We start from the raw sequence: 12,375 nt of genomic DNA on the forward strand, positions 1-12,375 counted from the left end.
ATAAATGATGACTTAAAGCAATCCAACCTTAGAGGTATAGTTAGTTGGAAATTTCCTCATTCAGCTTAAACAAGTCCATGTTAGGTGTGTGGGTCATGTTGTCGAGTGTTTCAACGATATCTCTGACTATAATTTTCTCGTTGTTTATTCCCAGACAAACCCCGCCTTGTCCTTCTTTAAGGACGTCGACTGCTTTAGCTCCAAATTGAGAAGCAAGGACTCTGTCTCTAGCTGTAGGTGACCCCCCACGCTGAACGTGTCCCAGGACTGTCACTCTGACATGGAAATTATCAATAGCATCCAGCTTTTCAGCAAACTCATTGCCGCCCATAACTCCCTCGGCCAGGATAATGATGCTGTGCTTTTTGCCTTTCTCTTTTCCTTCTCGGATGTTATTAGCTACTTCTGTAATATCGAAGCCTTTTTCAGGAACAATAATCTGCTCTGCACCGCTGGCAACACCAGTCCACAAAGCGATATCTCCCGCATCTCGGCCCATCACCTCAATGACGAAAGTGCGGACATGGGATGTAGCTGTATCTCTGATCCTATCCAGTGCATCAAGCACTGTATTAATTGTTGTATCGAATCCGATCGTGTAATCAGTTCCTGCAATGTCATTGTCGATCGTTCCGGGGATACCGACACATGGAAAACCACGTTTAGTCAAAGCATATGCCCCACGGTAAGACCCGTCTCCACCGATGACGACTAGTCCCTCAATGCCAAAGCGCTTAAGCTGCTCGATTCCTTTCAGCTGTCCTTCTTCAGTTGCGAATTGGGGATACCTCGCTGAATATAAGAAAGTTCCTCCTCGCTGAATCATGTCGCCGACATCTCTTCGTGTCAGTTTTCTGATATCACCGGCAACAAGACCGGCATATCCGTAATTAATACCATATACTTCCATGCCTTCATGCAATGCCTTCCTTACAACAGCACGTATGGCAGCATTCATTCCGGGAGCGTCTCCTCCGCTTGTAAGAACGCCAATTCTTTTCATCTCATTTCCACCTTCAATGCAAATTTTCTTCATTCCCTGTCAGAAACTCACAGAGATATGTAAAATACCTCAGGTCATCATTCAACATGTTTCACCCTAGGATATTTTACCTTAAACCATCATTTATTTACATACATTTATTATTTTATCATTTTTAACCGGCCTTGTCTTTTAAAATACAGAGATAAACGGATTTAATGCTGATTATTTCAGAAAAACATTCTCTTTTCCTAATGCATCTATCAATTCATCGAGCAGATCTTCGTCAGGCTGCACATTGAATTTGCTTTTAAGCTTTTCTTTTCTCTCTGTAGAAGGATCATAAATAATAACGGGTACAGACCCAGATCTTTTTGACACTATAGCTAAGATCTCCTGAAGTCTGTTTCTGTCCTGGTCAATATCCCTGATTCTTAGGAACAGACCTTTGTGCGCAGATTCTTTTTCTATCAGCATTTCAACTGTGCTAGCAATGACGTTGATTCTATCGCCTTTCCACTCTGCTTTTCCCCTTACTTGGAGAAGCGCACCTTCCTTGCATAATCGGGAGACCCTTCTATAAACATCAGGAAACAGAATGACCGTGCCTTCACCAGAGGAGTCCGACACATCCATGAAAGCCATTGGTTCTCCACGTTTAGTCTGTATTTTTTTCATGGCTTCAACCTGAACAACATAGGTAGAAAAACGTCCGGCTTCAGATACAGCAAGAAAATCAGTCGTACTCTGGGCATATTGTTCTGCAGGATGCCCAGACAGGTAAAAACCAGTCACCTCAAACTCCTGCTGTAGCTTTTCCTTGAAAGAAAAATCAGGCAACTGTTCCATTCTAGGAGCCAATGATTCGAAAAGTTCTGTATTCCCATTACTCATCTTGATACTGTCAATAACAGATACTAATGCATTAATAAGTGTATTTCTGTTCGTTCCCAGCTCATCAAAACACCCTGCCTTGATTAGCGGCAGGATCATCTGCTCTTTGCGCCACTTATCATCCAGCCTACTAACGAAAGACATCAGATCCTTAAATGGGCCATGAGCTTTTCTCTCATTCATTATATGACTAATGAACTCTCTTCTCAAACCTTTCACCGTATCCAGCCCAAAAATAATCGATCCACTGCTGACAGTAAAGGAATGCCAGCTGGAATTAATAGAGGGTTTCACGAGCCGCAGTCCCCGCTGCTTAGCTTCCATTAAATACTTTCTGACCTTTTCTCTACTATTGGAAGTGGAGCGCATAAGCGCAACATAAAATGCTGCGGGATAATGTGCCTTGAAATAAGCTAACTGGAAAGCCAGTTTTGAATAAGATACTGCGTGAGATCGGTTGAAGCCATAATTGGCGAACCTTTCTATATGAGTGTATATCGCCTCGGCATCTTCTTCCTGATACCCTCTTTCCTTGGCACCAGCAACAAATTGGTTGCGTCCTGCATCTATTTCATCTTTTATCTTCTTTGAAATCGCTCTTCTCAGTATATCAGCTTCTGACAAGGTGTATCCTGCGATTTTTGAAGCAACTTTCATTACTTGTTCCTGATAGACTATAACGCCATACGTGACTGACAAAATTTCTTTCAGATCATCATGAATGTATTCAACCGGTTCTTTGCCTTTTTTTCGGGCAATGAAATGATCGATCTGCTCCATAGGACCTGGTCTGTACAATGCATTGACAGCGACTATATCTTCAAATTCAGTTGGCCCAAGTTTTTTAAGTACTCTTTGTATCCCGGCAGACTCAAACTGAAAAATACCATTTGTATCAGCTGTTCTAAACAAGTCTAAAGTCTTTGGATCGTCTAAAGATATTGCTGCAAGGCTATCGTCTATAGACCGTCTGTTCAGACCTGAAAGTGAAAGGCAATCAGCTAGTATCGTCAGGTTCTTCAATCCAAGAAAGTCCATCTTCAAAAGACCCACAGTCTCGACATCACCCATCGTAAACTGCGTCAATGGCATGACCCCACTGCCTTCCTGGAGCGGTGTTGACAAAGTAAGAGGGTCCTTGGAGATAACAACTCCTGCAGCATGCGTGGATACATGTCTGGGGAGTCCTTCAAGTTTTACAGCTGTTTTAAACAGCATCAAATTCCTCTCAGATTCATTTACTAATTCCTTTAGTTTATCCGATTCGTTATAGGCTTCTTTTAACGTAACTCCCGGTCGTGACGGAATGGCGTTAGACCAATTCTTAAGATTGTCTGTTGTCAATCCAAAAACTCTTCCGCTGTCTCTGACCGCCATCTTTGCAGCAAATGTGCCGAATGTCGCTATTTGAGCTACATGATCACTCCCATATTTTTCAAATACATACGATAAAATCATTTCTCGTTTATTGTCAGGGAAATCAAGATCGATATCCGGTAAAGTAAAGCGCTCCTCATTCAGAAATCTGTCGAAAAGCAAATCATACTTTATAGGGTCCACATCTGTAATCTTAAGGACATAAGAAACTAGAGAGCCTGCAGCAGATCCCCTTCCTGATCCTGTTACGATCTGATTATCATGAGCAAACTTCATCAGATCCCAGACTATCAGAAAATAATCCGCAAAGCCCATTTTGCTGATTACCGTCAATTCTTTTGTCAGTCGTCTCTTATACCTGTCGTCATAATCAGGTACTCGCTTCGACAGCCATTCAAAAGAAATATTCTCAAGATACTGCACTGAATTTAGGTTATCTGGTGTATTAAATTCCGGAAGTCTTGTTTCCCATTCAAATGACAGCTCACATTTATCAATAAGATTGTGAGTATTGTCAAGAGCTTCAGTCAGCCCTACAGAAGCATAGTAGCTTAATTGCTCGCTTTTATTTTTTAGATAACCTGATCCATTGCGCTGCATAAATTCATCTTCTTCAATAGTTAAGCCGTTTTCGATCGCATGAAGAACTTTTATCGCAGACCAATCGCTTTCATCATTCAGATAAACAGATTCACTAATTACTAATGTAACGTCTACAGCATCAGCCATCTCCTGCAGACTCCTTATTTCCGACTGATAAGCATCGTCCCAGCTGATCCCTATACTTATTGCCGGACAGTGCTCGGAAAGTGTACGTATAAACGACCGAACAGCTTCAGCGTCCTGCTTCAGACCTTCCAACATAATACTGGTGGCAGGTAAAACGATACTCACATTCTGACTGATCGAAGATAATCGATTGATGTCAAGGGTTTGATGACGAAGCATAATATCGGTAGAAAGAGACATAAGTTCCTGATAACCACTATTATTATTTGCGATCAGAACTATCTCAGTTTCTCCATCCCAGACATTGCTGGCGGTCAAATCAATAGTCAAACCAATAAGAGGTTTCATCTTCTGTCTGACTGCTTCTTTATAAAATTCCACTGCTCCGTACATGACATGCTTATCTGTAAGTGCAATGGATGTATAGCCAAGCTTTTTAGCCTGACTGATTATAGAAGGCACCGACAGTGTGCTTTTTAATAATGTGTATGAACTGAACACTTGAAGAGGAGTAAATTCCATTCCATCACCTTCCACCTTTGACATTCCTCCAGCATTTTGAACAGAATAAAGCCCTCAATGCAGCGTATTAGGCACATGCATGCCTGTTATAGCGTCATTGAGAGCTGCCTTTATCTGATTCCTAACGCAATTCTAGCATATCTGCTCATACGAGTCGTATCCCATGCTGGATACCAGACCAGTTTAACGTCAGTTTCTGTAATTTCGGGTACAGTTTTCATTGCATTAAGAATATCCTCAGTTATGACATCTGCCAGCGGACATCCCATTGTGGTCAGTGTTATTTTCATCTCGCAGTATCCACCATTAAACACATTAACTTCATATATAAGGCCCAAGTTGACAATATCGATTCCTAATTCAGGATCGATCACTTGTTCCATTGCCTGCATGATCCGATTTTTTACATCCTGAATCTGTTCATCAGTCCATACTTCAGTCTCTTTAGTCATACGCTCTCCTCCTTGTTTCTCACTTTCATTTTAACATATTGCAAAGCGTGTGTTCACCTTAAAATAAAACTTTCTTTGACGATGTGACTTATCCTTTTTCAATTCAAATATACTTTTCATTAAGGCTTTGATATACTGGATAAAGATGATTAAACGGTCAACGAGGAGAGATAGTGATGAAAAGAAAACTAATTGCACTCGATCTGGACGGAACGACATTAAACGATGAGTCCATGCTGAGTGTACGCACTAAGGATGTACTGAATCGATTGCGCAAGGATGGACATATCGTATCCATCGTGACCGGCCGGCCTTATCGAAACAGCTATTATTATTACCAAGAACTTGAAATGACCACACCCATAGTAAACTTTAATGGTGCCTGGTGTCATAACCCTTCTGAGCAGAATTGGTCATACGCTTATCATAAGACTTTGAGTAAAGATTTGGCCATCTCTATGCTCTCTTTGAGAGAAAATCCGGAAGTCCAGCTGATTGCCGCAGAGTCTAAACAATCTATCTATATAGAAGGTGAATACATTCCTTATCCTGATTTTTTCCCTGAAGGTATTGAAGTCAGTAAACAGCTGACTGCTGAAACGCTTCTTGAAGATCCTACTTCTGTCGGTGTATTTACTTCTACTCGTCAGTACCAGCCTTACATCGAAGAAAAGATTATCGAACAGTATAGAGATGCTGTTGAAGTAAGAATGTGGGGCGGGGACACGCCTTGCCTTGAAGTAGTGGCAGCCGGTGTACAGAAAGCACTTGGCCTCGAACGGATTGCTGCATACTACAATATCGACCGCAAAGATATACTTGCTTTTGGGGATCAGGAAAATGACTATGAAATGATTCAGTACGCCGGACTGGGTGTTGTTATGTCCAATGGTATTGACAGGCTTAAAGCCATTGCCGGAGATATTACTTCCTTTTCTAATCATGATGATGGGGTCGCGCGTTATCTGGAATCTTACTTTGCAATATAAATAGACATCTAAGACCCGCTGAATCTATTCAAATCAGATTCAACGGGTCTTTATTTCATTTATTTGTCGTCTAAAATAAGTTCTTCCGTTGCTATTTTTGCAGATGTCAAAACGATTGGAACTCCGGCTCCTGGATGAGTGCTGCTCCCAGTAAAATAGAGGTTCTCGACTGTTTTTGACTTAGCCTGAGGCCTAAAATGATTACTTTGAGTTAAAGTAGGTCTCAGGCCAAAGGTCGCTCCGTTATAAGCATTAAACTTGGACTCAAAGTCTTTAGGTGTGGTATAGCTTTCAGAAATAATATCATCTTCTATTGTTTCAAAGCCTTCAATCGTCTTAAGTTTATTGATTACCTGGTTTCTATAATGGGCAATTGTATTATTTGTCCACTCATACTTGGCTGTAGAGAGATCGGAAACAGGCACCAGAACATAGAGTCCATCCTTTCCTTCAGGAGCCAGATCTTCATCCAGTTTGGATGCAATGTAAACATAGAAAGAAGCCTGATCAAGTAGCTTCCCTTCAAAAATATCCTCCAGGTTTTCATCCAAATCCTTTGAAAATACAAAATTATGGATATTATCCACCTTATCGTATTTCTTGTCCATGCCCAGATACATGACGAAACATGAGCAGGAATATTTCATACTGTCGATTTTTTTGTCTGTGTATTTCCCTTTTGCTTTCGTATTTTTTACAAGGTTTTTCATAGCGTATGGAAAATCGGCATTGCACATGACATAGTCGGAAAGGATTTTTTCTCCATTCAGCTTTATTCCTGTAGCCTGCTTATTTTCAATGACAATTTCATCAACTTCTGCTCCATACTTTACCTGACCGCCAAGTTCAAAAAACAGTTTTTCCATTGAACTGGCCATCGTATACATGCCACCTTTTATGAACCAGATGCCGTATAAGTACTCAATCATAGGAATAATTGTGTAAAGAGATGGACCATTCATAGGAGATATCCCTATATACAAAGTCTGAAAACTTAGTATCTGCTGAAGGCGCTTATCTTTGACAAACTTCCCTATTGAATGATTTGCACTGTCAAACGTCTTGAGCTTCATTGCCTGCTTGATCATGAATGGGTTATAGAAGTCAGAGGACTTTCTAAATGGTCTTTGAATAAAATACTCCTTCGCAATCGTAAACCGTTCATAAATATCTTTCAAATAACCAAGAAATCCTATTACATCTTCTTCCCCAATCCCCTCAAGGTGCTCAACAAGTTTCACAAGATCTGACGAGACATCTATCTTCTCATCTTCAAAGAATGCTGAATACATGGGATCAAGCCGCTGCATCGGGATATAATCATCCGGATTCCGTCCTGCCAGCTCAAATACTTCTCTATAAAGTTCGGGCATCATCACAATACTAGGTCCTACATCAAATGTGAAACCATCTTTTTTAAGCTGATGCATCTTCCCCCCAGCCATTTCGGATTTTTCATATATCGTTACATCGTAACCTGCATGCTGCAGGCGGATTGCACTAGCTAAACCTGCTACTCCGGTACCTATGACACTAACTGTTTTTGACATGCCTATCCAACTTTCCTCTATTATTTTCTGCTCAAAACGCCATCTTTCATAACATATACTGTATCGCAGTAATCCGTCAGTCTTTCGTCATGAGTAACCATGATGGTTGCTTTTTTCTTTTTCTTCGTTTCTCTTCCTAATATTTCAACCACTTCAAAAGCTCGGTCTGTATCGAGACTGGCCGTCGGTTCATCTGCGAGAATAACGGACGGATCATGGTACAATGCACGGGCAATCGCCGCACGCTGTCTTTCACCGCCTGAAAGATCGCTTGGGAATTTATCACTTAACTCGTTGATTTTCAACTCGTCCAGCAATGCTTTCGCATTATTTTTATCAAAATTGGAACGATTGATCTTGTTGACCAGACGAAGCTGATCTTTAACTGTCAGAAAAGGAATCAGATTTGATGCCTGTAGAATAAATCCTATTTCATCAAATCTTTTTTTAGCACGTTTCTTTTCTTCAAGCTCACTGAACTTTTCTTCGTTGATATAAACTTGACCTTCAGTAGGGGTCTGCAGACCACCAATTATAGTCAGAAATGTACTTTTTCCAGAGCCACTCGGGCCAATAACGGCCACAAATTCACCTTCTTCAACTGAAAAGTTTGTTTCTTTTAATGCTTCTATTTTTTTTCGTCCATCATCAAATGTTTTTGTAACTTGTTTCAATTCAATAAGTTTCAAGATGATCTCCTAACTTATAGCTTCCAGAGGGTCGATTTTTACTACCGTTCTCACTGAGAAGAATGCCCCCATTAAAGCTACAATAATTAATAAAGTTGTTATACCAGCAAAAAACAGAATATTATTCATATAGGGAACTTCATTTGGCAGAAGAAGACCTGTAATTAAAGTCAGCAAAAGACCAGTCAGCACTCCGAAGAGGGTCAGCAGCAGTGTCTGTCCAACTACGGATTTACCTATATATCCGGACGAAATCCCTTGTGCTTTCATAACACCTAAGATTGAAGTTTTCTGAAGTGTCAGGACATAGATGAATATACCTACGATCATAGCCGCAATAAGCACCAGGAAACCGATCATGAGTCCGAAAGTGAGTACCTGTGCATTATATCCGGGTAAGTTACTGATAAACTCGTCGATTTCAAATATTTCCAGGTCATCAGTCCCCAGTTCCACTCCTTCCAGTTCACCACTATCCGTCTGAACTACAACAGCACTGATGATCTCATCGTCTCTTTCGCCGAATCCACTTGCTCTGATATGCTGATAGGTTGACTGGGCTGTGTATAATACTGGAGCGACATTAAATTTTGCATTATCCGTGAACCCGACGATTGTTACGGTTGTATCGATACCCGCAAGCGACAGTTCATCATTCAGTTCATATCCTTCTTCTTCTTTCAAACTGATATCCGCTATCACTTCATTGTCATTCTGAAGAGATTCCCCTTCCAGAATCTCAGGAAAGATGAATTCATCTTCATTAACTCCAAAAAACGTGACATTGACCTTTGAATCATCGTCATCTTCCGAATCTTCAACTAGCTGAACTACACTTGAGGTTACACCTAGAGAAGCAGTCTCCGAAGCATCGACCTCATCGACCAGTTCTTTTGGAAACATCGACATGTTGATATTAAGGTTTGATTCATCTGCAAGAACGATTCCAGTCGCCTCCCACTTATCAATGCTGGTTCTATTTTCCTGTGCTAGACCGTAAGCCAAGCCAGTCAGAAAAAAAACAAGATATGACACGAGAACAACCACTCCGATAATTAGAGCAAACCTGGTTTTAGAATACTTTATTTCTTTCCATGCTAAAAACATATGCATTACTCCTAAAAATATTAATTTGAATTCGAAGTAAATTGTGAATAAACTTACACCGATTAACTACTATCATATAACATTTTATAAATAACTACAATTATTTAAACTAAAAAAATCACCTGAAAAGATCAATGTCTTTTCAGGTGATTGAGCGATTTTTGAGCGATACTAGATAGTCTATCAGTGATTTTAATTATTCTGTTGCACGATCTTCGTCGATCAGGTACCAAGTGTGGATTCCAGCACCTGGTGTGTCTGGATCTTCTCCTACAGTAATGTCGTAAGCACCTAAACGGTTGTTGACTGGGAAGACTTCATTACGGAATAGAGTCGGGATGATTGGTAACTCTTCCATGAAGTACTCCTGCCATTCTCTGAATACTTCTGCACGCCATTCAACATCGAAGCCCTGCTCGCTGAGCATATCTTCCATGAAGGCGTCATTTTCTTCAGTAGCCCAACGTGTGTAGTTGAACGGTGCATAACGGCCGTAAAGTCCGTCTGGAGTAGGATCTGTTCCAGTTCCCCAAGCAGCTTGGAAGATATCGATGTTTGGATCGTCGGCTTCAACACGGTCGTAGAATGAGTTGAACTCATGTAGACGTCCGTCAAGTAGTTGAACGTTCAATCCGATGTTTCTCCAAGACTGCATGTAGTACTCGGCAATTGGTTCTGCCACTTCTCCACCAGCCATTGATGCAAAGTTGATCACCAGTTCTTCTCCATCTGGAGTTTCACGGAATCCATCGCCATCTATATCTTCATATCCTGCTTCATCAAGCAGCTCGTTAGCACGATCTGGATTATAAGGATAGCCTTCAAGATCATCATTGTGGTAGTCAGCAAAGTTAGGGATGATCGGAGATGTTGCACGGCTGCGTAGTCCCTGGTAGAAACGGGCACCAACAGCATCGTTATCGATCGCATATGCCATCGCCTGTCTCAAGTTGACATCGGCCATTTTAGCATCTGGATCCGGAACGTTTTGAGCAGGCTCTATTACGTTGCCTTCATCATCTTCTTGTGCTTCCTGCCATTCACCTAGTTTAAATCCGATATAAGTGTAGGCATTTTCCTGACGACCTAGTATAGTATAGCCTGGGATATCTTTAAAGTTCTCAAACTGGTCTGTAGGCATGCTCAGGAACAAATCAAACTGGTGATTTTGCATAGCTGCTACAGCAGTTGAAGTTGGAACTGTTTCAAGTTCGATTCTTTCAATGTTTGGAGTTCCTCGGAAGTAATCGTCAAAACGAGTATACGATACTGATTCACCTGGAACGATGTTCTCGACCTTGAACGGACCAAATCCAATTGGGTTTTCACGGATTTCTGGTGCAGATTCAAGTTCAGCCACTGGAATATGTTCCAGATAGTGACGAGGTGCTGCAGAAGTCCAGACTCCACCACCGGCTTGAAGCATCTGTACCCCTACAGATTCGTATTGAATTTCAAGAGTCTGGTCATCTACAACAGTGATCCCTTCAATGCTGTCAGCTTCACCATTTTTGTATGCTTCCATACCAACGATGCTCTGCATGTCAGAACTGTAACGAACGCCTGTGTAGTCCGGGTGACCAATGATTTCATGTGCAAAGGCAATGTCTCCGGCAGTTACTTGTTCGCCATCGTGCCAGTAAACATCATCACGTAAAGTAATCGTTACTAAGTTAGTATCCCGGTCAACATCAACAGTAGCTGCTCCAGAATCATCAAACCGGTAGTTCTCGTCTGTTCCGACAAGTGTACCCATTGCATACTGCATGACGGTTGCATCAGGGGCAGATGTGTATAGCTCATAACTGAAAATACCTGTAAATGGTGAGTCAGTTACAAATCCAACGTTTAATGTTCCGCCTTCGATTGCTTCCCCTTCATTCTCGACTCTCGTCTCGAATTCAATCGGTGCAGGACCTTCATTGGCAGTTTCACCGTTGGCATCGTCTTCTACTTCTTCCTCAGTAGCGCCGTTCTCATCTACGCCGTTATCGTTAGTATCGGCAGTATCGCCGTTACCGCAGGCAGCCAAGATGAATGCTACAGCAGCAGTACTTGCAAGCATGCTATATCTTTTCTTGTTTGACATATTTTTTCTCCCCTTCTCTTATCCTAATCTTTGTTTAGCGTCTGCAGCACGTTGGAGCGCACGACCGACGTAGTTTATACATAGCACCAACACTAGGATGAGTGTTGAAGCCGGTAACCAAACCCAAGCTCTATTCTCCAGAATATCTGGATTGGTGGCATGAGCAACTAAGGTTCCTAAACTTGGTGTTCCAGGCGGAAGCCCGAATCCTAAGTAGGATAACCCTGTTTCTAAGCCGATACTTCCTGCAAAGTTCAGTGTCAGGTTGACGATGATCAGTGAACTGATGTTAGGCATCATTTCACGAAGCATGATCACGAGTGACGGTGTTCCCATTGTCTTCGATGCACTGATAAAATCCAGTCGTCCGACTGTCAGTGCACGTCCCCTGATAAACCTTGCCTGGCCATGCCAGTTGAAAACTATAAGTATCAATGCAAATGTAAATACATTATAAGTCGGAACAATCGTAATAAAGATGATAATGATCATTAGCTGAGGCAAAATCATGATGAAGTCTATGATCCGCATGATGATGTTATCGATAAGTCCGGCATAATATGCGGCAAGAATTCCGATAACAATACCAATAATACTGGTGACAACAGTCACTGACCATCCAAGAAGCAGTGAATTTCTTGCTCCTATTAGCAGAAGACCAAAAATATCTCTTCCCGCTGAATCTGTTCCGAGTATAAAGCGCATGCCTTCTCTTGCCGGATCTTCACTGAAAGACATAGGTCTCAAGTACGAATCCCACAAGCTGACGTTGGTAACCTGGTCCTGATCAATAAGGAAAGACCAGATGAATATGGTGACCAGAAGTCCAACCAGCAATATTAGAGAAGCCAGGGCCAGCTTATCTCTCATAAATTCGCGAACAATTACTTTCATACCCATTGGTGGGGAAGAAGCGGCCATATCATCCGAAAGGACTGCTGCTTCCGCGTCTTGGTTTGTAGCCATAAGATTTATTCATTCCTTTCCAGTTGAAA

9 protein-coding genes are annotated in these 12,375 nt (G+C 41.6%); 1 reads left to right on the forward strand and 8 read right to left on the reverse strand.

From position 1 onward, the window contains the following. Positions 1-40 precede the first annotated feature (40 nt). From pfkA to ACYQ2O_RS00135, 3 genes are all read right to left on the reverse strand, one after another. On the reverse strand, positions 41-1,003 hold the full coding sequence (gene pfkA / locus ACYQ2O_RS00125) for a 6-phosphofructokinase (protein ID WP_346024698.1): 963 nt from the start codon (positions 1,001-1,003) through the stop codon (positions 41-43). A 204-nt stretch (positions 1,004-1,207) separates the two neighbouring features. After that, positions 1,208-4,528 (reverse strand): DNA polymerase III subunit alpha, encoded by a 3,321-nt coding sequence (gene dnaE, locus ACYQ2O_RS00130; RefSeq protein ID WP_346024697.1) that lies wholly within the window; start codon positions 4,526-4,528, stop codon positions 1,208-1,210. 86 nt (positions 4,529-4,614) lie between these two features. Next, positions 4,615-4,956 carry a metal-sulfur cluster assembly factor gene (locus ACYQ2O_RS00135; RefSeq protein ID WP_091266826.1) on the reverse strand — a complete coding sequence of 114 codons (342 nt, stop codon included), beginning with the start codon at positions 4,954-4,956 and terminating at the stop codon, positions 4,615-4,617. 176 nt (positions 4,957-5,132) lie between these two features. On the opposite strand from ACYQ2O_RS00135, the gene ACYQ2O_RS00140 reads away from it, so the two are divergent. After that, a complete protein-coding gene (locus tag ACYQ2O_RS00140) occupies positions 5,133-5,945 on the forward strand; it encodes a Cof-type HAD-IIB family hydrolase (protein WP_346024696.1) in 813 nt (270 codons plus the stop codon). Between the two features lie 59 nt (positions 5,946-6,004). On the opposite strand, the gene ACYQ2O_RS00145 is transcribed toward ACYQ2O_RS00140, so the two are convergent. From ACYQ2O_RS00145 to ACYQ2O_RS00165, 5 genes are all read right to left on the reverse strand, one after another. Further along, on the reverse strand, positions 6,005-7,495 hold the full coding sequence (locus tag ACYQ2O_RS00145; protein WP_346024695.1) for a phytoene desaturase family protein: 1,491 nt from the start codon (positions 7,493-7,495) through the stop codon (positions 6,005-6,007). Between the two features lie 20 nt (positions 7,496-7,515). Then, positions 7,516-8,184, reverse strand: a complete 669-nt coding sequence (locus ACYQ2O_RS00150; protein WP_346024694.1) for an ABC transporter ATP-binding protein — start codon at positions 8,182-8,184, stop codon at positions 7,516-7,518. Between the two features lie 9 nt (positions 8,185-8,193). After that, positions 8,194-9,291 carry an ABC transporter permease gene (locus ACYQ2O_RS00155; protein WP_346024693.1) on the reverse strand — a complete coding sequence of 366 codons (1,098 nt, stop codon included), beginning with the start codon at positions 9,289-9,291 and terminating at the stop codon, positions 8,194-8,196. 196 nt (positions 9,292-9,487) lie between these two features. After that, entirely contained in the window at positions 9,488-11,380 is a 1,893-nt protein-coding gene (locus ACYQ2O_RS00160) for an oligopeptide ABC transporter substrate-binding protein (protein WP_346024692.1), read from the reverse strand. A gap of 18 nt (positions 11,381-11,398) precedes the next feature. Continuing rightward, positions 11,399-12,346 (reverse strand): ABC transporter permease, encoded by a 948-nt coding sequence (locus tag ACYQ2O_RS00165; protein WP_346024691.1) that lies wholly within the window; start codon positions 12,344-12,346, stop codon positions 11,399-11,401. Positions 12,347-12,375 lie beyond the last annotated feature (29 nt).

The organism is Alkalibacterium sp. m-11 (genome assembly GCF_054658155.1).